Source organism: Imperialibacter sp., from assembly GCF_048007035.1.
Lineage (GTDB): Bacteria > Bacteroidota > Bacteroidia > Cytophagales > Cyclobacteriaceae > Imperialibacter.
Genome location: NZ_CP180355.1, coordinates 985,436 through 1,006,856, shown reverse-complemented (window position 1 = coordinate 1,006,856; position 21,421 = coordinate 985,436). Strand labels below are relative to the sequence as shown.

17 protein-coding genes are annotated in these 21,421 nt (G+C 46.2%); 5 read left to right on the top strand and 12 right to left on the bottom strand.

Going from position 1 to position 21,421, the window contains the following annotated elements; genetic code table 11:
- Nucleotides 1-3: 3 nt before the first annotated feature.
- Nucleotides 4-456, bottom strand: coding sequence for a carboxypeptidase regulatory-like domain-containing protein (locus ACMVP2_RS04485; protein WP_339788256.1), 453 nt, complete (start codon nt 454-456; stop codon nt 4-6).
- A complete protein-coding gene (locus ACMVP2_RS04480; protein ID WP_416866877.1) occupies nt 453-1,850 on the bottom strand; it encodes an MBL fold metallo-hydrolase RNA specificity domain-containing protein in 1,398 nt (465 codons plus the stop codon). Before ACMVP2_RS04480 ends, ACMVP2_RS04485 begins: the two co-directional genes overlap by 4 nt.
- 157 nt (nt 1,851-2,007) lie before the next feature.
- Between ACMVP2_RS04480 and ACMVP2_RS04475 the strand changes: the two genes are divergently transcribed.
- Together ACMVP2_RS04475 and ACMVP2_RS04470 are read left to right on the top strand one after the other, a co-directional pair.
- Nucleotides 2,008-2,418 (top strand): OsmC family protein, encoded by a 411-nt coding sequence (locus ACMVP2_RS04475; RefSeq protein WP_416866876.1) that lies wholly within the window; start codon nt 2,008-2,010, stop codon nt 2,416-2,418.
- Nucleotides 2,418-2,660 carry a hypothetical protein gene (locus ACMVP2_RS04470; RefSeq protein WP_339788251.1) on the top strand — a complete coding sequence of 81 codons (243 nt, stop codon included), beginning with the start codon at nt 2,418-2,420 and terminating at the stop codon, nt 2,658-2,660. Before ACMVP2_RS04475 ends, ACMVP2_RS04470 begins: the two co-directional genes overlap by 1 nt.
- Nucleotides 2,661-2,691: 31 nt before the next feature.
- Here the strand turns inward: ACMVP2_RS04470 and ACMVP2_RS04465 are convergent, their stop codons facing one another.
- From ACMVP2_RS04465 to ACMVP2_RS04425, 9 genes are all read right to left on the bottom strand, one after another.
- Complete coding sequence (locus ACMVP2_RS04465; protein WP_416866875.1) at nt 2,692-3,885, bottom strand: YaiO family outer membrane beta-barrel protein; 1,194 nt, start codon at nt 3,883-3,885, stop codon at nt 2,692-2,694.
- 142 nt (nt 3,886-4,027) lie between these two features.
- On the bottom strand, nt 4,028-6,358 hold the full coding sequence (locus tag ACMVP2_RS04460) for a sulfatase-like hydrolase/transferase (RefSeq protein WP_416866874.1): 2,331 nt from the start codon (nt 6,356-6,358) through the stop codon (nt 4,028-4,030).
- Between the two features lie 69 nt (nt 6,359-6,427).
- Nucleotides 6,428-7,168: an acyl-[acyl-carrier-protein] thioesterase gene (locus ACMVP2_RS04455; protein WP_416866873.1), complete on the bottom strand. Its 741-nt coding sequence runs from the start codon at nt 7,166-7,168 to the stop codon at nt 6,428-6,430.
- 24 nt (nt 7,169-7,192) lie between these two features.
- The gene (locus ACMVP2_RS04450; RefSeq protein ID WP_416866872.1) at nt 7,193-8,716 is read right to left on the bottom strand and encodes a M20/M25/M40 family metallo-hydrolase; all 1,524 of its coding nucleotides are present in this window, start codon (nt 8,714-8,716) and stop codon (nt 7,193-7,195) included.
- 68 nt (nt 8,717-8,784) lie between these two features.
- On the bottom strand, nt 8,785-10,203 hold the full coding sequence (locus tag ACMVP2_RS04445; RefSeq protein WP_416866871.1) for a glycosyltransferase family 2 protein: 1,419 nt from the start codon (nt 10,201-10,203) through the stop codon (nt 8,785-8,787).
- A gap of 4 nt (nt 10,204-10,207) precedes the next feature.
- Complete coding sequence (locus tag ACMVP2_RS04440) at nt 10,208-11,299, bottom strand: HEAT repeat domain-containing protein (protein WP_416866870.1); 1,092 nt, start codon at nt 11,297-11,299, stop codon at nt 10,208-10,210.
- Nucleotides 11,300-11,316: 17 nt separating this feature from the next.
- Nucleotides 11,317-11,691 (bottom strand): response regulator transcription factor, encoded by a 375-nt coding sequence (locus tag ACMVP2_RS04435; protein ID WP_339788236.1) that lies wholly within the window; start codon nt 11,689-11,691, stop codon nt 11,317-11,319.
- Nucleotides 11,692-11,810: 119 nt separating this feature from the next.
- Entirely contained in the window at nt 11,811-13,727 is a 1,917-nt protein-coding gene (locus tag ACMVP2_RS04430) for a PAS domain-containing protein (RefSeq protein WP_416866869.1), read from the bottom strand.
- A gap of 191 nt (nt 13,728-13,918) precedes the next feature.
- On the bottom strand, nt 13,919-16,870 hold the full coding sequence (locus tag ACMVP2_RS04425; RefSeq protein ID WP_416866868.1) for an ATP-binding protein: 2,952 nt from the start codon (nt 16,868-16,870) through the stop codon (nt 13,919-13,921).
- A gap of 104 nt (nt 16,871-16,974) precedes the next feature.
- On the opposite strand from ACMVP2_RS04425, the gene ACMVP2_RS04420 reads away from it, so the two are divergent.
- Nucleotides 16,975-17,475 carry a metallophosphoesterase family protein gene (locus ACMVP2_RS04420; RefSeq protein WP_416866867.1) on the top strand — a complete coding sequence of 167 codons (501 nt, stop codon included), beginning with the start codon at nt 16,975-16,977 and terminating at the stop codon, nt 17,473-17,475.
- Between the two features lie 92 nt (nt 17,476-17,567).
- Here ACMVP2_RS04420 and ACMVP2_RS04415 read toward each other — a convergent pair whose 3' ends face one another.
- Complete coding sequence (locus tag ACMVP2_RS04415; RefSeq protein ID WP_339813741.1) at nt 17,568-17,969, bottom strand: hypothetical protein; 402 nt, start codon at nt 17,967-17,969, stop codon at nt 17,568-17,570.
- 78 nt (nt 17,970-18,047) lie between these two features.
- Here ACMVP2_RS04415 and hisS point away from each other — a divergent pair, with 78 nt between their 5' ends.
- Nucleotides 18,048-19,418, top strand: a complete 1,371-nt coding sequence (gene hisS / locus ACMVP2_RS04410; RefSeq protein WP_416866866.1) for a histidine--tRNA ligase — start codon at nt 18,048-18,050, stop codon at nt 19,416-19,418.
- Nucleotides 19,419-19,504: 86 nt separating this feature from the next.
- Nucleotides 19,505-21,412, top strand: coding sequence for a gliding motility-associated C-terminal domain-containing protein (locus tag ACMVP2_RS04405; protein ID WP_416866865.1), 1,908 nt, complete (start codon nt 19,505-19,507; stop codon nt 21,410-21,412).
- Nucleotides 21,413-21,421: the final 9 nt, after the last annotated feature.

Below are 21,421 nucleotides of genomic sequence, written 5' to 3'. Positions count from 1 at the left end.
TGGTTAAAAAACGGCCTTGTAGTTGATTTCGATAACAATTTCGGAAAAAGCACCGGCTTTTACTTCAACAGGGTTAATTATTCCATTGCCATCGAAGCGGTTGGCAAAGAACCCATCAGGCTCTTTGGTGAAGACTGAGTATGTGCCGACAGGAAGGGAAATTCTGAATGTGCCGTTTTCATTGCTGCTCACACGGGCGATAGGTTCGATAGGTAAGCGTTTGTAAATGGGGCCATTTTCTGTGCCAAGGCTGGAGGCATTGACAGGCCCATAGAACAAAATTTCTCTGACGATAGGTTGGCGACTCCCGCCCGGTTTTTCGCCGATTCGAGGCATAAAATCCCCCTCCATCCAATAGACTGCGCCGGTCACTCCCTGTGTACTGCTCGTGGATGATAACGAAGATTTACAACCGACAGCAGCCAGCAGAAGGCCGATGATCAACAGCGGTTTCATATGCCCTGGAAAAGATCAAACGATTCCATGTAATGCGGAATATAGGTGTTAAAGTTCATTTCAGTGCTGGTAGTTATCGCCAACGCTTCAGCTCCCTCTTTCTCTCCGTGCACGATAAAAGTGTATTTGGGGCTTTCTTTAATGTTTTTCAGCCAACGTATCAACTCGTTACGGTCGGCATGTGCGGAGAATCCCTGAATATATTCCACCCTGCACCTTAGGTCTACCATTTCTCCGAATATTCTGATCTGCGGCTCCTTGTCCAAAATGCGCCTTCCCCGGGTACCTTCGGCCTGGTAGCCAACAATGATGACCGTATCGTTCATTCTCGGCAGGCGATGAAACAAATGGTGCAACACCCGACCGCCGGTGCACATGCCGCTGGCCGAAATGATGATGGCGTTTCTTTTCACGGTGTTGATATTTTCCGAGCTGTCCTGGGTCCGTACGTATTTGAAATTGGGGTGATCAAATACCGGCGCTTTTGATATCATTTCATCGTCGAGGCGGTGGAGTTTGTGAAACTCCCTGTAGAGACCGGTGACTGAAATGGCCATGGGACTGTCGATGTAAACAGGGCAGTTGGGAATAGCATTTTCCTGAAAAAGCTGAGCGAGCAGCAGCAGGATATCCTGCGTGCGTCCGACGGAGAAAGCAGGGATCAGCACGCATCCATTGGCATCAAAGGTTTCCAGAATCGTCCTTTTAAGTGCCACCTTATGATCTGTTTCGGGGCTGGCCTTGTTGCCGTACGTCGATTCTACCCAGAGAATGTCGGCTTTCTCAACGTCGGTCGGGTCGTACAAAAGTTGATTGTCGTATCGGCCGATGTCTCCGCTGAACAGAAGCTTTTTAGTTTGCTGCTCACCCTTTATTTCAATCTCGACATGGGCGGCACCAAGAATATGACCCGCATACAGGTACCTTAGGCTGATATTTGGACTGACCTCAAATGTGTCATCGATGTCCAGGCTGACAAATTGGCTAAAGGAGTGCTCTGCTTCTTCCAGTGTGTAAAGTGGGAGAGGGTTTTCGTGACGGGAATATCCTTTTTTTCTGGCATAAGCGGCTTCTTCTTCCTGTAGCTTGCCCGAATCTCGCAGCATAATCTCCATGAGCCTTGCCGTGGCGTGTGTGCAATAAATGGGCCCCTCATAGCCTTCTTTTACCAGCTTTGGCAAATAGCCTGAGTGATCGATATGGGCGTGGGTAATCACCACGGCGTCAATTGTAGCAGGATCTATCGGGAAAGCATCCCAATTCCGAAGCCTCAATTCCTTCATGCCCTGAAACAGGCCGCAATCAACCAAAAGCTTAAAATCATCGATTTCCAATAGGTATTTCGAACCGGTAACCGACCCCGCACCTCCTAAAAACTTAACTCGTACATCCATCTTCCTTGCTTTGAGCCGATATTAGAGAATAATCTTCCAAATAAGAATCAATAGTTGTGTTAGTTTTGCTCCGGTGACTTCAATAATAGAATAGTCAGTTTATAACAGCAGTTTTGAACTTTTGCTTTGCTCAAATAATTGTAAGCATATGCAGGAAATGAAAGTATCTCTTAAGTATGTGGCCGATGAGGAGTATCAGGCCGAAAACGAGTCTGGCAATATCTTGAACATCGATATGCTGGCGAAGGATGACAAAAAGGCTTTTTCACCCACACAACTGTTGCTGGCAGGCATCACCAGCTGCGCAGCAGTCGATTTGGTGTCGATGATCAAGAAAAGGCGGAAGACCCTGGTTGACCTGACGTCAGAAGTGACGGGCAAAAGGAGGGAAGAGCAGCCAAGAAGGTTCACTGACATTCATGTGCACTACAAGGTGGTTTCACCTGATGCGCAGCTGCAAGAGGTAGAAAAGCTGGTTGACCTGGCAGTAGAAAAATATTGCAGCGTAGCCGCTTCTATTAGCTCGGAAATTAACCTCACCCATTCTGTGGAAATAGTGAAGCCATAATGCGAGTTGTAGCCGAGATTCCGCACCCAAAAACCAAGATCACGGTCTTCTCATGGAATGGCCGGTACCTGGTGAAGTTTGAATACGGCCTGCTGGAGCAGACTTATAAAGTGAGTGAAATGGACTTAACCTCAGAAAACGACATCAACGAAATTGTGTCGGAGGCGTTCATCGCTAAGGTGATGGCCAGGTTCATGGAAATGGAAAAGGACTTTGGTCAGGCTATTAACGAGGTGGTTTAACATAAAACAGATGGCCGTTGGCTTAGGCAGTCTAAAATTGGTACCTGGCGGTAACCGAGCAGGAAGTAATACCAACATAGTTGCCAACATCAAATAGGTATTCCTGGCTTGCATAACCCACAGTAGCTAACAGTAGCCACCTGTCGCCAACTGGCTGCTGATAGTCGGTACCAATCCTCCATGCCTTGAGCTTATAAATCTCGGAGCTACTGAAGCCTTCATTGCTCTGCAGGTTTCGAAAGTCGGGCGAGAAGCCAAAGCCTCCTGTAATACCAACGTAGTTATTTGCATTGCTGAAATACCGGCGCACTTGTAATCCCAACGATTTGGATGCCCCGGCCGGGTCGGGTGTTATGAAAACCCTCGCAGAGAACCACAGGCTCCTATAGTACTTGCCAAGGGTTCCTGTGTACATGATGAAACCGGAATCCTTGCCGAAGTACAAATAGCGAAACCCTCCTGACGCTTCGAATGCCCATGGAAGACTTACATAAACTTCGCCCCCTGCCCTGTGATTCGGAAAAAGTGACGTGGGCGAATACCCATAATTGAGATAAGCGTACACCCCTTTGGCTATGGAAGGATAGGCGTCAGCTTCAATTTGCCATCCGTTGGTGCTGAAACGGTTAGATTCATTCGCCCTGAGAAAAATGCTGCCGATGCTCGTTCTCCGGCCATACTGCAGGCTGTAGAGGGAGGCATTACCAAATATCTTTGAATAAAAGTCGTAGCTGGCAGAAGCGGTGATGGAATTGGCACGCCTGGCGGTTTTGAAAGTCTCCCAAAGAGAAAGCACCGTCTTGTCGCCGGGAAACCGCTGCAAGAGGATGTCGAGCACCTCCAGCCCTTCGTCGTACCTTTCCAGGTCACCAAGGGCTTTTGCCTTGTTAATAAGCATGTCCTTGTCTGTGGGGTTTTTGTCCAACCCTTTGTTGGCCCACAGCAAAGCAGTTTCCGAATCGTCATTCCAATAGGCAGCATCAAACATCACTTTGGCCGCACTCAAATCCAGGGGTTCCTGGTCGAGCAGTGGTGCAAGTGTTTCTTTGGCTTTATCTGGCATGTCGTCCCACAAATATGTCCTGGCAAGGAAAACCCTTATCTCCACGTAGCCGGGACTTTTTTCAAGCGCCTTCATCAGATAAACCCTGCCCCTTTCCCTATTTCCATCAAAGGAGGCTGACCTTCCTTTGGCGAATAGTTCGTCTGAGTTGTAAGCAGCCAAAGAATCAGCCCGTTGTGCATTTGCTGAGACTAGGGCCAGACATGAGACGCTGAATAAAACAAATATTATTTTGGCGCTGGGCATGACTTAAAGTACGTTGAATTGTTCATCAATTGAAAAAGACATTTAACATTAAGCTGTTCTACTCTTCTAATCTCTTCCTCTTTTGTTGTAGCTGAACGGATTTCGGAAATCTTTCCAAACCCTTGTCGACCCACAGCCGGGAAGAATCGGTCTGCTCACTCCAAAAATAAACATCAGCCAGCGCCTGGTACACATCCTCATAATTGGGGCTGCGGCGTTGGGCTTCCTGAAGTATTGGGGTCGCCTGACTGTATTGGCCTTCCCAGGCAAATGTTCGGCCTATCAGTATACGTGCATCGCTATAGTTGGGGCTGTTGTTGAGGAGGTAGCCAGCGGCCCACCGTGCCCGCTCATATTCTTTGTTGTGGGCCAGCTCTCTGGCAAAGTAGAACTGACTGTCAGACCCCATTTGTTTGACTCCCATGTCTTTGATCCACTGCAAGGCGGTATCGCTGAACGTAAACTGTTGATTACTTTGTCCGCTTTTGTACTCCCACAGCCTGTTTTCCTGCAGGGCCACTTCTTGTTTCTGCTTGAAAAGGTTAAGCTTTGTTTTCAAACTGGCTTTTTTTTCTGCGTCATTAAGTGGTTCTATTGCAAGCCCCTCGCCGACTTCGAACAACCGGTCATTAGCCAACAAAATATTGTTATCGATAAAGATATCCAGCTCACCTTTGTTGCGCATAAGTGGCAGCGAAAGCCTGGCTTCAAAATCGGTTTGCTGCGGTAAAGAGCCACTTACAAAGGGAAGCTTGTTTTCGACAGGGAACCGATACTTCGATTTGAAAAAGCTAACAAAGGACGGTGCTACTTGTGTGTGGCTGGCCATCGCTTTAAATGTTTGCCCACGCAAAAGAGCAGGAGAAAAGATAAGCAGAGGGACGTGAAACCTATCCAACGGGCTTTCCTGCGGCAATGGAATCACTCTGTGGTCGCCTGTGATGACCACGATGGTGTTTTCCCAGTCGGCCCTTTTCGAGAGTTTGTGGAAAAGAATCCTTAGCCCATCGTCGAAGTAGAGGAAAGTTTCAAAGATATTCCGATAAGCCAGAAAGAGCTCTTTTTTGTCAAAACCTGCAACTACGCTATCAAACTTTTTGGAATAGACGCCAGACTCAGGTACCCTGAAGGGCTCATGGGTGGTCAGGGTCATTAGCATATCCATCCGTGGACTCGACACGGTGGAGATACTTTTCTCATAGAAGTCAAAAAGTGCCCCATCAGGATAGCCCCAGCTAAAACCCTCATTGTTGGCTTCCATTTTCTTATAACTGTCAGGAAATCGTCCTTCATAAATCAGGTTGTCGATGCCCTGGTAGTCGAGAAAAATGTCGGTTTTGTCAAAGTTGATATTGCCGCCGTAGTAGTATGAGGTGGAGTAGCCGTTGCCTTTTAACCAGCTAATCAGGGTGAAGTGGGAGGGGTAGTCAGGCCCCAGGTCCATAAAGCCCTGGTTGCCGGGTGGCAAGGAGCCGTATAAGGCAGGAACCACACCAAATGTTCTGCCGGTGGTGCTTAGGCAATTGGGCCAGAAAAGGCTGGCTTCGCTCAAGCTGTCAAGAAATGGCGTGAACCCTTTCATTTTGGCCTCTTTGCCGGTAATCGCTCCACCCAACCCTTCCACTTGTATAAAAATCAGGTTAGGAGGAACATCAAATTCTTTAAAGTGAGGGCCTAATATGTCCGTTTCCTCAAAGGGTCTTTCGAAAGGGTACGCTTCTATTACGACCGTCGATGGAGTATTGGCCGCACTCACTCCTGCAAAAGAGTGAAGGGCAAAATAACTCATCCTGTTTTCGGCCAGGTACTGGTTTTGCAAACTGGCGAAGTCGGGAACAAAAAAACTCACCAACACCGACAGCCCCAAAGCTGAAAGGCTGAACGAATAGTACCTTTTTCCAAAGTTTTCGAGGGCCCTTTGACTAAGAAAGGCTGAACAACAAAGTGAAAGGGCCAGTACAAAAAGGCCGAGCCCAAGAATGGCGTCGAAATGCACTGACGCTGCAATGGTGGTTCTGATATCGTCACCCGAATAGTTCCAAAAGTCTGCACCAATTGGCGTCATTTCACTAATAAAATAGCGTTCCAGGCCAAAGCTCAGTATCGCAACAAAAAGGTAAGGAGGCAGCAGCCAGACCAGGGGCCTTTTGGGAATAACTAGCCTAAGAAGTAGCAAGAGTGGCGAAAATAAAAGTGCCAGGCAGAGGGCAGTAATCAAATCACTTGCAAGCCCTCTGGCAAACGTTAGTGTCATGGCTGCAACGCTTGTGTAGTGCATCAAGCCAATGCCTATCAATGCGTAAACACGAAATATTATCAGAATAAGGCCAATTCCGCACCAGTTAATGATGAGAACCTGAAGCACTGTCGATTTTTTGAATTCTTTCATGTTTCTCAAATCAATTTAGCATTTCTTCAGGTGGAGGCGCTTTTGGAGACCAATCCCCCAACGCCTGCTCTACCTTTCCTCCCAGGTGCTTATCGCCCTTGCCACTTCTCTTTTGCTGTATTTTTCTTTCAAACTGTGAATTATTTCAGTGTCCGACAGTTGCTGAAATTCACTTACTATTTCGTCGTTTAACACACATTCACTTTTAAACTGGATGTCGATTTCCTTCAAACTCATATGCAGTAGGTAGTCCTGAGGCAGAGAGGCCAGCATCCATTCCAGGTAATGAACATTGTTGACGTGGTTGTTTTGATCAAGGTGCTGATAATATACCTTGAACTCGGGGCCACTTAGAGCCTCTCCCAGCGATGGCAGCTTGTCAGTTGGGTGGGGGAGGTGATTGTTTTCAATAACGAAGTTGCCACTTGTGATATAGTCAGGCACCGGAATAAGCCGCCTTTTCTCTACATCAATCACCACCCAGGCTGTGCACCCCTCTGCCACCAGCTCCTGCCTTTCGTTTTTGAACCTCATGTCCCGGAACGTGAAGAACTTTTCGATACCCGACGGCCAGGTCTCCACTTCGACCACCTCATTTTTTTCTATAGGCTTCACCACCCTGAGAAACAACCGGTGCAGCACCCAAGTATGCCCTTTTTCCATAAGCGCTGGAACTGACACGCCAAGTGCATCTGCATGCTGCCAGGCAGCCTCCTGAAAAAAATTGATCAGCACCGGGAATTTGGCCTTCCCATTTGGCCCAATTTCAGCGGCTCTCACTTTGAATTTTTCGAAGTATGGATTGACCATTTTCTTATTCTTTTTATGAGGGCACTAAAGCTTCTCCATCATAATAGCAGTAAATGTCTTTATCGCATCGACATAGTTCCCCAGCCTGATGTTTTCGTTGGGGCTATGCTGATTGTTGTCGGGGTTAACCGTTGGCACCAGCACGGCAGGGATGTCGAGCGTTGTAACAAACGGCGATATCGGGATTGAGCCACCACCTGTTCGAATCATAATGGGTTCAGTACCAAATGCCTTTGTCATGGCTTTCACCAGCCATTGCCCCACTTCTGTGTCATAGTCGGTGCGAAAAGCTTTGTAACTTACTTCGTAGTCAAATGAAACTATTTTCGACTTCGACATTCTTTCTTCTTCAGTCGGCTTACGGTTGTCAATTACGTAGTAGCCCTGGCTTTTGATGTGCTCTTTTATCAGCCCAATCAACCTTTCCGGGTCGCTTTCCATGACCAGCCTCACGTCGATTTCGCCCGTAGCGGTTGGCGGCACAATGGTGCGCACTTCTTTTCCCACCCAGCCAGACGACATCCCCCTGATGTTCAGGGAAGGGTATTGTATCGACTCCTGGTAGTTTGTGCCTACTTTGTCGATGTCGGCAATCCCAATTTTCTTTTTGATAAATTCCTCATCGTCAGGCACGCTGGCCATGATGGCTTTGGTCTTTTCATCAAAGATTATCCCGTCGTAAAAACCGGGAATAACGACCTTGCCGTCTTTGTCCTTCATGCTGCCAATCAACTGAGCCATATTGAGTGCGGGGTTAGGGGCGTAGTTGCCATAGTGGCCGCTATGCTGGGCTACCCTCGGACCAAATGTATGGAGCGTGATGGTGGCAATGCCTCTGGCTCCAAAGGTCAGCGTAGGCTCGTTGCTCACATGTCTGGGCCCGTCGAATATGATGAGCATGTCGGATTTCAGGTCTTCTTTGTAGGCAACCACTGCGCCCGGAAGTCTTGGTGAGCCTAGCTCTTCCTCAAAGTCCATGATCACCTTGATGTTGAAGTTAGGCTCCGCTTTCAGCTCTTCCATCACATCAAGTGAGGTGAGGTAGGCCATGGCCGCTCCTTTGGAGTCGCTGGTGGAGCGGGCAAAAATTCGCCATTCCGGATCAAACGAACCGCTGAGGTTGCTCCAATCGATTTCCGTAAAGCCACCTTTGCCGTCCGGCTTCTTTAATGCAGGAATCCAGGGGCTTTTTTGGAACCACTTAGTAGAATCTACAGGCTGCCCATCCAACTGCAGATAGATGAGAACTGTTTTGGTGGCCTTTTTTGCCTTTCTTTCCGCCAGCAGTAGGGGAACGGTTGACGTCTCCAGCCTTTTGGTAGCAAATCCTCTGTTTGCAAAGGCTTGTTCGCACCATTGAATGTTTTTTTCAATATCGGCAGGGTAGTGTGCGTCATTTGGTAGGCTCAAAAGCTCGTACAGAGTGTTGAGGCTTTGCTTGCCATGCTCCATTGCCAATTGGTTCAGCTTTTCTGGTGTTACCTTCTGTGCAATGGTATCGAAAGGGAGGACTAGCAGACCTGCAAATATGAGAAGTACTTGTTTCATCGTTATTTTTTTTCCACTGTGCATTATTATAAATTTTAAAGGAGGGCTAACAGGGCCTGGGCTCCTTGTCATTTTGCCTCTGCTTTCTTTAAGAATCCGGTTCTCGACATTTCGCCCCAGCTTTTCCTCCCCCTCCACTTATCAAACGTTCCTCGAATTGCCCAATACATTACCGAGGGGTGAAATAGCACTGGCTCAAGGCAAGCGGTGGCCAGCATTTTATAAAAATCCCTTTGACGAGTGTAGCGATAGAAAGAAATTTCTTCAAATAAGAGTGTAAGAACGGAAATGAATATCGAAAACAAGTATACAAACAACAGTAGTGTCAACGTATAGCCCCAGTTAACAAATCCCGCAATAGTCAGGTACAGAAAAAAGAGCAAGCCTGAGAGCTCAATCCAGGGTGCTAAAAGCTCAAACATAAACCAATAGGGGTAGCTGAGAACCCCGAGCAAACCATATTTAGGGTTCAGGCAAATTTTTCTATGGCGGCTGAGTGTTTCAATAGTGCCCCTCATCCATCTGTTTCGCTGACGACCCAATATTTTTCTGTCCGATGGAGCTTCTGTCCAGCAAAGCGGGTCAGGCACGTATATCACTTTTGCCTTTTTGCCCATCTCCATTAATTTTCTCCTTATGCGAACCACCAGTTCCATGTCTTCACCCACTGTGGACTTGTCGTATCCGCCTACCGTCAACACCACTTCACGTTTGAAAAGGCCAAAAGCACCGGAAATGAGCATCAGGCCGTTTAGTCGGCTCCAGGCCATTCTGCCTAATAAAAATGAGCGCATGTACTCCAGTACCTGGAACCGGGCCAGGAGGCTTTCCGGTAAATTAACTTTTATCAACCGGCCTTCCTCTACAATGCAGGAGTTGGCGATTCGAACAACACCGCCAATCGCCACCGTGTTTTCCCTGTCTTCAAGGTAAGGTTTCACCATTTTTAGCAGGGCATCGGGTTGGATAATGCAGTCGACGTCTATGCAGGCTACGAGTTCTTTGTTACTGATGTTAATGCCAGCATTCAATGCGTCAGCCTTCCCTCCGTTGACTTTATCAACCACAATAAGCTTTTTGTAGGCCCTGTTTTGTGATTTATAAATTGCGCTTATGTCATTGCAGGGCAAGGTGCGATCGATAAGGAAGTCAACTTTTTTTAAATCAAATGCCTTCTGCATCTTTTCAAGCGAGTCGTCCTTGCTGCCGTCGTTGACGATGATGATGTCGTAGTTATTATATTCAATTGACATGAGAGATTTCACATTCTCGATAATAGTCAATCCTTCATTGTAGGCCGGGGCGACCAGGGAGATAGAGGGGGCCAAAGGTGACGAAAGGATCATTTTGTAATCAGCAAATGAGTTTTTCGTCATGTACCTGCGCATTTCAAAGTAAGAAATGAGGGCCAAAATCAAATAGGAAGAAAAGATGGCCACAGCATAGACCAGAAATAAAAACTGCAAACCGTATATAATCTTGATCATTGGTTTAGCTGTTGTTCAATGGTTCTTTGATGTGAGCAAGTGCGGTAGCCAAATGAATATGAGATTGCAGGTCATACGACTTTCTGACGAGCTCATCGGCATTGCCAGAAATTTCTTCAATGGCCATAACTGTCGCCAGCAACGTGTCCGAATGGTCTGTCTCAAGAAGGGTGAGTAAACCTTCCACTTCATCAGGTCCACCGACTTTTGCCAGTGCATTGATAGACAGAATTTTTAAGTCTTGCCGGTCAGTGTTCACCAGGAATTTATAAACGCCTGGAGCATCCCTGTCATCTCCCATTTCTGTAACGGCTCTTAAAACCGCTGCCTGAACCTGATATTCGTCACTGAAAAGATGACCCCTTATATTGTCCATATGGGCAACAAGCCTAAAAAACACGCACATGTCAATAATAAACGCTCTTACTTCCCAATTTGGATTGCGTAGCCAGTAGTCATATTGCACACGATGAGCCAGGCCTGTCCTTAGTAACGTGTGATGCAAACTTAAAATGTGCCAACCGGAAAGATCCTTCCAGCTTGTTTTTAAAAAGAACAGTGGACTTCCGGCACTCAAATTTAGCAAGGCCACCTGGGTCTCCTGCCTCACAATTTGACTGCTATGGCCAAGGTGCTGGAGTACATGATGGTATCCGGATTTGTACTCAAATTGACTTAGCTCATGAATTCCTCTAACAACCGAGGCCATCCTTCGGCTATTGGCTTTTTTTATGCTCAGCTCATGGAGTCCGAGAAGCTCATATAAATCCTCCAATACCTCGTCAAACTCTCCATAGAGGTTTTTCCTCAAAGAGATCAAATGTCCTATGAAGATCCCCTTAAGAAAGTTATTTTCAAGTTTGGCTTTAATTTCATTTAGTTGATAGTGGTGAACACTTTTCCATTTTAGTCCCTCATTCTCAGTGGAAGATATCAAATAGTTGTTAAGGTCCTTCTCAATTACTTTGTGTAGCCTTTTCTCACTTTCATATCGGTGTTTTTTTCTGACCTTAAGCACAATAATCAGGATCACCACTCCAATAGCGGCCGTCGCCATCAACATATTCAGGAAATATATGAGCTCTATCGGAATCAAGGCGTCCTGTTATGAAACTATTGATGCCCAAGCAATCTTTTCACTCTTATGACAAGCTCTTGCGGGCTAAATGGCTTTGTAAGAAAATCGTTGATGCCCAAATTGAAGCTTTGAAGCACGGTATTTTCCACTCCTTCTGATGATAATATGATGATGGGTGTTTGCCTTTTTAGCTCCTCTCTTATATAGGTGGTCAGCTCCAGCCCTGAGGCGTAAGGCATATGGATATCTGTAATGACTAAGTCATACTCATTGTCTTGTATCATCTCTTTTGCCTTTTTGCCGTCTGCAGCTACCTCACAATTCCGATAGCCAGCTCTGGAGAGTTTAAATCGTATCAGCGAGCTCAGTGCCTCATCATCCTCGCAAATCAGTATTTTTACAATTTCCATAGTATGCAGAAAAATTATTCTGTAATAAAACACTGCAAAGGTACTGCAATATAGCTTTGTGGCATACCCGCATGTGTAAGCAGACGCAAACTTTCCATTAAATAATACTTTCTGACTTACTATTTGATATTACCCCAGTTACCGGAATCAGTGTTTTTTATCGAAAGCGTAAAGTCCTCAATCGCTTTCACCGTCGTTCTTATTGACGTTTGAAGCCTGTTTACATTGCTAACCAGCTTTTCCTCATTTTCCCCACCGGTAGTTTCAATCTCTTTGAGTAAACTTACCAAAGGATTCAGAAGCTGTTTGGAAAGGGTAGAAGAAAAGTCCTTTAGCTCCTGGTGTTGCGTTTTAAAGGTGGCAGCCCCCATAAGTGATTCTTCACTGTGCTTTCTGTCGGTAATGTCCACGCTAACCCCAAGCAGGCCAGTGATAGTTCCTTCTGTATTTTTTATCGGTATTTTTGATGTCAGAAACCAACGAGTTTCTCCTGAGTTCAATGTCATGGAGGTCTCCATACCCAATATAGGTTCTCCCGTCGAAAATACTTGTAAGTCTTCCGCCTTAGATAAGTCAGCAGACGCTTTCGGGAACAACTCATGATCTGTTTTGCCTATAACCAACGCCTTATCGTTGAGACCCATAAGCGACAACTCGGCTTTGTTAATGAGGATCTTTCTTGACTCAATATCCTTAGCGTAAATATTAACAGGAATGTTGTCAATAAGTGTTTGTAAAAATTCTCGCCCTTCCGTTGCCTCTATTTCTACCCGTTTTCTTGTGTCAATGTCTTGAAAAGTACCGTTTAGCCTCACACACTTACCATTTTCAAAAATTGGCTTTCCTATTGCCCTTACCCATTTTTCTTTGCCTGCTGGGGTAATTATTCTTAGTTCTACGTCCCATGGTAAGCCAAGCGAAATGGCGTCATTGACGGTTTTGGCCATGGCGTTGCGGTCTTCACCTTCTTTGTAAAACTTAATAGCGGTTGACAGATCGGGTTGGTAGTCCTCAGGCACTTCGTGGATACGCTTGGTTGTGGTGCTCCAGGTGACTTTATTGGTTGCCAGATCAGCCTCCCATCCGCCAACCATGGCCACCCGGTTAATATCGTAGAGGCGGTCCAGCGTAGTTTTCATTGATTTTGTTTGCTCAGCCACTTTTGACTCCAGCGCTTCGTTATACGACTGCAACTGCTTTTCAGTATATCGCCTTATGTCATGAGACAAATTGAGGCGCTTGGCAATGAGACCAACATAAATCAGGCTAAAGAACAACGAAATAACACCAATTAGTACTGTGGATGTCTTGGCCGTTATGAATTGATGAGATTCAAGGGTAGTCAGCAAATAGCCAGCAATCAGAACTGTTCCGGTCATCTGTGCGAACATTCTTCTGGATAGTATATTTCCTGGCTTTTCGCCCGTCAAAATATTAGCTAAGCCAAATTGTGAGAGGCTTGAAAGGCAAATGGAGGTAGCCAAGAATAATATGGCTGTGTGCAATGCCATTGATGAAATAAAAATCAGCCTATCGTTTGGCGACAACCCAAACGCCACTCCCACAATGGACAGGAGCGCCATAAATGAAACCAGGTGGAGGCCATATTGCTTTAGCCGCAGATACCATCTGCGGCTTGTTAAATTGGTAAGCGCAAAAGCCGTTAAAAGAAATGCGGTGGAGCTACCTGTGGACATTCTTCCGGGATATTTCACACTCCGCCGATCGGTTACAAATAGTTGGTCTATTCCCAGACTAATGCCAAAAATATATTCAGCTAATGTTACAAGGGCGAGGAGGCTAAGGAAAATGGTTAGGACGACCACTGCCCATTTTTGCTCGTAGGCCTTACCTATAAGGGCCAGTCCCAGCAGAGAAAAGCCCAGAGCTGTATTAAACTTCATACTCGCTCCGGCTACCCCCAAATCTTTTAAGTAGGATAAATCGAGCACCCACCCCACCATTACTATCAAGGCAATGGTGAGCGATGCCAGGCCGCACACTCTAAGAGATTTTTTCTTTTCTAATGACAACATCAATATGCTAAATAACCTTGTTAAGAACTGGTCGGTGTTTGCTGTTTGGCAAATGATTTGACTTCGTGGCCCCCGGCGCCGCCACTATTCTGCTCAAGTGCGTTTGCAACCATTTCAAATCCGAAAAGTTATCTCCTCCCTTTTCACGAGGGACGTCAAACGCTTTATTGTTTTCAATTACCACATCTGTTTCAGTCATTCAATATGGTGTTTTTTATTTCTTCTATTACAGCGCCAGCTTCCTTCAATATAGCTTCAACAAGCGATGTTTCTGAGAAAAAAGATGCTTTGTGTGACTTAAGTTCATCGATCTTCGATTCCAGCGTTTCCAATTCAAAAAGCATATTCAGCGACTTGATTTTATGAGCGATTGTGTGCAATAGGTCAAGGTCTCTCTCCTTAATCGACTTCTTCAAATCGCTGACAAATTCGGTGTAGTTTTGCATGCTGTTGTTGGAAAACTCCATTACAAATTCCTTGTCGCCTTCTCCTAACTCATAGATTTTACTCTTCAGAGAAGAATCAGCCATTGTCATTTCCTTTTTTACTCGTCCGGCATATTTCTCGATAATGGCATAAAGATCTGCTGGTTTAAATGGTTTGCTGAGATAGTCAGTCATGCCAACGGCAAACGTTTTTTCCCGAATATTGGAGAATGCGTCAGCCGTTAACGCAACGATGGGGATATTCTGGAAATACTCGTCGGCGCTGCCCCGTATTTTAATGGTCGCCGTAAACCCATCCATTACCGGCATTTGGAGATCCATCAGCACCAAATCATATGTCTTTTTTTGCAGGGCATCAAAAGCTTCTAATCCATTGGCTGCAATGTCAAAAGTAACATCCACATACTTGAGGAACTTCTTCATGATGATTTGATTGGCGGTGTTGTCTTCCGCCACCAGCAGATGTATATCCTTGCCATTGAAGTCTTTGCTTTTTTGTACCGACTTCCTGGTCAATTCCACTTCGAGAGTTGTTTCCTCAAGTTCGATATCGAAAAAGAAGGTTGAACCTTCTCCAGGTTTACTTTGCAGTTGAATTTCGGAACCCATCATCTCCAAAATTTTCCTTGTGATGTACAAGCCAAGACCTGTTCCTCCATATTTTCTGGTAGTTCCCCCTTCAGCCTGGCTAAATGCTTCAAAAATACCCTTTTGCTGTTCTTCGGACATGCCAATTCCTGTGTCGGTTATTGACACCCGCATTTTGCAAAAGTTATCCCTTCGGCTTACTAATTTGGCCGAAATGGTCACGTTGCCATTTTCGGTAAATTTAATAGCGTTGCCAGCTAAATTGTACAGAACTTGTGTGACCCTCGTGTCATCACCTATAAACGCATGGGGAAGGTTTTTATCGTAGTCTACTTCTACCGTGACCAGATTTTCCTTTGCCCGAAAAACCAATGAGCTTTTAATCGCATTCACCAAATAGAAAAAATCGAATGGCGCATAGTCAAGCACCAATTTTCCGGCCTCTATTTTAGATATATCGAGGATGTCGTTGATGAGGCTTAGCAGACTTTCGCCAGAAAATTTGAGCAGGTTGAGGTGCTCCTTTTGATCGAACCTTGGGTTTTCCAGTAAAAGGATTTGGGTAATGCCATTGATGGCGTTCAGAGGAGTGCGTATTTCATGGCTCATGGTGGCCAAAAACTGCTCCTTGGCCTTGGAAGCTTCTTCGGCGACCTCTTTTGCTTTTTGCAGCTCTTCCTTCTTGAGTCTATTGTTGGTGACGTCTTCTGTGAACATCAGGATGCCTCCAACAGTGTCCTGGTCGATATACCATGGCCTCACCTCCCATTTTAACCATTGGATCGTGCCGTCTGCTCGTTCAAATGGATCTTCGTCTCTCATTTCAACAGCACCATTCAGGCATTTTCTGTGGATATCTTTCCAGCTGTCACTTACTTCAGGAAAAATATCGTAGTGGCTTTTCCCGATAATGACCTGATCTTGAATGTTGTATTCTTCTACCCATTTTTGGCTGGCCGCTATGTACCGTAGTTCTTTGTTGAACATTGCAATCGACGCAGGAGCCCTTTCGATAAAGGCCTTGAGCTGCATTTCAAGCACTTTGCGGTCATGGATGTCAACAATGCCGGCAATGAGTAAGGAAATTTTCCCATTCTCAGAGCGCTGCGTATTGCCGGTGGCCTCTACCCATTTGTAATCCCCGCTCTTCATCTTCACTCTCACCTCTATGGTTGAGGGAAGGCCAGTTTTTATGGACGAATCCGTGGAGTCCATAAGGATGGGAACGTCAGCCGGATGTACCAGGCCAATAAATGACTCAGCGGTACCACTTATCTCACCCTTTTTATAGCCTAGTAGCGTATAAAGCGCATCTGACCAGCTCTCGGTGTTCTCATGTATGCTCTTTTCCCAAATACCAACCTTGATTGAGTTGGTAAGAAATTCAAGCTTTTCTGCTTTCAGTTTTTCCAGTTCAACCGATTTTTGCAGGTCTTCTCTTGCTTCTTCAAGCCTTACGGAATAATGCTTGATGGCATTTAGCGTGACCAGAAGCACAGTAATGGCTGAAAGTAATACTGAAACAGCAATTGCATAATTGACCAGTGTGGTGCTACTATCTATCTCATCCAATACGTCAGAGGAGAGGCGCTCATACTCATTGGTAATTTCATCCATCAATGGTAGAAAGGCCGACTCGTATGCCAAAAGTCGTTCTGCATTTTGTTTCGATGGCGGGCTTGAATGAGCGATAGACTTGGCCGTGCTGGTCAGGCCCTGAAAAGAAATTTCAAGCTCGTCAAAAAGAGAGTCTAGCCTTGTGCTTTGTTCTTTGTTTTCATGGAAGGCAAAGTTGTCTCCTGTCAGTGAGCGATGGGCCTCTGCGAAAATAAGGGAAAGGGAATCGATAGTTTTCTTACGGTCGATGGAAAGGCTATCAGAATAATAAATCAGCAGCCCCGTTTTGCTGATATTTTGGCTCAACATTCGTTGTCTGCCAGCTACATTAATTACCTTGCCGAGGTCGGCATTCATGGCAATGAACCTATCGAGCCTGGCGTTGAGGAACAGCGCCACGCCAACGACTATGGAGACCGCCACAATGAAAAGAATGATCAGATTAGTTCTGATTTCGTTGTATTCGATTCTATGCTGGCTATCAATATCCATTTTTCTATTTGGTGTAGTATTCAGGGAAGCGAAGCGAATATCGTAAACCTACCAAATATTCTTCCCAAACTTGTTTTATTACCTGAATTCGTATTGAACATATAATGACAAAAATAGGATTGATCTCAGACACGCACGGTTATCTGGACGAAAGAGTGTTTGAATATTTTGCGGGGTGCAATGAAATATGGCATGCTGGCGACATTGGCGACCTGGCTGTGATGAAGCGGCTAGAGGCGTTTAAGCCAACGGTTGGAGTGTATGGTAATATCGATGGAACCGATATTCGGCATATATACCCCGAAGATCAAGTGTTCGAAAGAGAAGGTAAAACGATCTGGATCACGCATATAGGCGGCTATCCTCCCAGGTACAACCGAAGGGTATTGAAGCAACTGGATACGATCAAGCCTTATCTTTTTATCTGCGGGCACTCTCATATAGTGAAAGTGCTTACCGACAAAGCAAGGCTTCCCCTGATCCACATCAACCCGGGTGCAGCAGGCATGCAGGGCTTTCACAAAATGCGCACCATCATGCGGTTTGATCTTACAACTGAAGGGGTTAAGAACCTGCAGTTGATTGAGTTGGGGAAGAGGGGCTAACGTCGCACGGGAGAAGAAAATCTGTAACCACCCGAACACAAAAAGCCCCACTTTTGCAAGCAGGGCTTTTTTATTTAGTTAAACCGAGTGATTTACTCAGCGTCCTTGTCTTTCTTCGCAGCTTTTGCTTTGGGTGCAGCTTCTTTCTTAGGAGCAGCGGCTTTCTTTGCAGCAGGCTTTTTAGCTTCTTTTGCAGGTGCTTCAGCTACTGGTGCTTCTGTAGCGGGTGCATCAGCTTTAGCTACGGGAGCTTCAGCTTTAGGTGCTGGTGTTTCCTTCTTAGCTTCTGGCTTAGGAGCAGTGAATTGCTTCTTTAACTCTTCTAAGTCAACATTTTTTATAACGGGTGTTGCAGTCAAATGCTTGATAGAAAACTGCCTTGAAGCTGATACGTTTCTATTTTTACGACCCTTGCGTTTTAATCTTGTAACTCCCATGAGGTTCAATATTTTTCGAAATGGAGCGCAAATATAGTGGTTTACTTTCAAATTCATAACTCCCAACGCTATAAATCACAAAGCTTTAAGGTAATTCCATCGACTAATTCGTAGTTTTGCCGCAAAACAGGAGTAATGGCTGCACAAAAACCAGGTTTAGCGAGAGGAACAAGGGATTTTGGACCCGTTCAGATGTCGAGGAGGAATTACCTTTTCGGTATCATTAGAGCGGTGTTCGAAAAATTTGGCTTCCAGCCTTTGGAAACGCCTGCTATTGAAAACCTGACTACGCTCACCGGTAAGTATGGCGATGAAGGCGATCAACTGCTGTTTAAGATTTTGAATTCTGGCGACTTTATGAAAAATGCCACCGATGCTAACTTGTCGGAGAGAAACTCCAAATCCATTACGCCAGAAATCTCCGAAAAAGGCCTTCGCTACGACCTCACGGTGCCATTTGCCCGCTACGTGGTGATGAACCAGCACCTGCACAACTTTCCTTTTAAGCGTTATCAGATCCAGCCGGTATGGCGGGCCGACCGTCCGCAAAAAGGCCGCTACAGGGAGTTTTTCCAGTGTGATGCTGACGTGGTAGGCACCAACAGCCTGCTTTGCGAGGCAGAAATTGTGCTGATGGTCAAGGAGGTGTTTGAAAAGCTGGGGCTGGCCGATTATTCTATCAAGCTCAACAACCGGAAGATACTGAGCGGCATCGCCGAACTCATGGGTGCTCCTGGTAAGGAAGGCCCGCTCTGCGTAGCCATCGATAAGCTGGATAAAATAGGGGAGGAGAAGGTATTTGAAGAGCTGAAAGAAAGAGGATTTGGCGACGACGTGGCCAAAAAGCTGCAACCATTTTTGCAGCTCAGCGGGTCTAATGCTGCCATCATTGCCGACCTTGAAAAGCTATTGGCTGGCAGTGACGTCGGTATGGTTGGCGTGGCAGAGTTGAAAGAGGTAATGATCATGGTGGAAGGCTTTGGAAAAGAAGTGCCTCAGCTGGCCATCGACCCAACACTGGCCCGTGGCCTTAGCTACTACACAGGTTGCATTTTTGAGGTGAAGCCAACCTCCGTGCAAATGGGAAGCATTTGCGGCGGCGGGCGCTACGACGACCTTACTGGCATGTTTGGTTTGCCTAACGTTTCCGGTGTTGGTATATCTTTCGGTATTGATCGTATTTACGATGTGCTCGACGAACTGAATTTGTTTCCTGCAGAATCGCTGCGCACATCCAAAGTGCTTATCGCTAATTTTGACCCGGCCTCGGCAATGAAGGCGTTGGCAATTCTCGGTAAGTTAAGAGAGGGTGGCATTGCAGCTGAGCTTTTCCCGGAGTCAGCCAAGCTGAAAAAGCAGTTTACCTATGCCGAAAGCAAGGGCATTCCTTTTCTGCTCATGGCCGGAGAGTCGGAGTTCGCCTCAGGTGAATTTGGGCTTAAAAACCTTCAGTCGGGGGAGCAAAAAACATTCACAATAGATCAAATCATTAGCGAGCTAAGGTAAGGGAAGCAATTTCGTTGTTTTATATTGCGTTGTTTAACTACCCGAAAGGCCTGCGTAACAGTACCAGGCAGGTTAATTACTTGGCTTTGATTCAGAGAAAACGGTTTATTCAGCTTGCGGTATGTTGGGCGGTGTTGGCACTTTCGGTTGTCGCACATGCTCAAAAGACCAGTAAAATCGGCCGCTTTTCTGTTGACAAACCCATAGGCTGCGCTCCGCTTACAATCAATATATCGGAGTTGGATAACTTCGGAAATATCTCCAGGCAGTATTTGTATGAAAACGGCGCTCCGGTAACGAACAGCACTACCCACACCTTCAATACCCCCGGTACTTTCAACATTGTTCAGGTGATTGGGTTGGATATCAACCCCAAGACGGACACACTGGAGATAACAGTAAATTCGCCGGAACCACCGCAGGTAACGGTCGCCAACTGCCGCAATTTTTCAGCCAGTGTCAGGGTGCCTGCGAGCCCCTACGATTTTTACCGGGTTTACTACACCACCGTCGACTCGGTGGACGTGCAGGCTGGTAACTATGCCGTTCCTCACGACTATGGCGTGGCTGGCAGCTTTCCCGTGAGGGTAAAGGGCTTCTACAACGGAGGCAATGATGGTTGCGGCGAAACTAACGTAACGATCAACACCAGAAGGGAGCTTACCGACCCGATCTTGAATAGCATCGAAACTTTTCAGGACAGCACCATGCTGATCAGTGCTACGCTCAACTCAGGCATTAGCTATGTATTGCAGGTGTCGGAAAACAACGGAAGCACTTTTGGCGAGATTCCGTTAGTCTTTCAGGGGAATCAAATTTTGTTGGATCAGCTGCTGCCGATGACAAACGACTATTGTTTTCGCCTGGCAGCCTACGACCCCTGCAACAATGAGTACTACTACTCCAACACTCTCTGCCAGGTAAGCCTGGCTGCCAGCTTCGAACAGTACCGAAACCTCCTTAGCTGGGTTCCTCCCGGCCCGGCAGCTCAGTCTTTTGAAATCTACCGCAACGATACCTTATATTATCAGTCTGCCAATGCGGGGGTAACGCAGTATCCCGACTCCACCCTCATTTGCAACACCGGCTATTGTTACCAGGTAAGGGTCGACTATCCGGTAGGGTTTGCCCTGAGTCAGGTGGTGTGTGGCACCTCCTTCGAAAAGCAATACTTAGCACCCATCACAGGTGTCTATTCCACTTATCAGGGCGATGATCTTTTTCTTAGTTGGGAGAGTGCTGAGCAAGCCAATGCCAACACTACCTATCAGGCAGTTTATGCTTTTGATGGCAGCAATTTTAGCACAGGAGCTACTTTCAAAGGCGACATTAATGAGCAGCTGGTTAGCAATCCACAGTTTTTAAAGAACAGCTATTCTTATACTATTCGTTATAGCGACGAATGCAATAACCTTTCTCCACTGGGCACCATTACCCTGCCCGTATTTCTCAGTATTGAGCAACAACAGACAAACACCTTCCACCTGACTTGGAATCAGTACCGGCCACTTACCGACGGTGTGCGGCAATATTATGTCGATCTATGGGATATCAATATGGCGCTGTTGACCACTTTCGATGTATGGGATCCCACCTTCTACGAGCTGCGGCTTACTTCCAACTACAACAGTGCTGCTTATGTAACCGTGCGAGCCGCAGGGTTAGGTGTTGATGCCGACTTTGTCACAACCAGCAATCGGCGGGCCATTGCTTTTCACAGCGATCTTTACCTGCCATCAGCCTTCACCCCCAACGGAGACGGCCTGAATGAGGAGTTTGGTGTGAAAGGACCCGAGGTGACTAATTTTAGCTTTAGAATTTACAATCGATGGGGAGAGCTGGTGTTTTACACAACTGAGCAACCCAAAGGATGGAATGGCGTATTCAAAGGTGCCCGGGCACCGCAGGGAACATACAGGTATTATGTGGAAGGAACCGATGCAGGAGGCAGACTGATCAAAAAAAGCGGTAATTTTGTTCTGCTGAAAAACTAAACGAAGAGC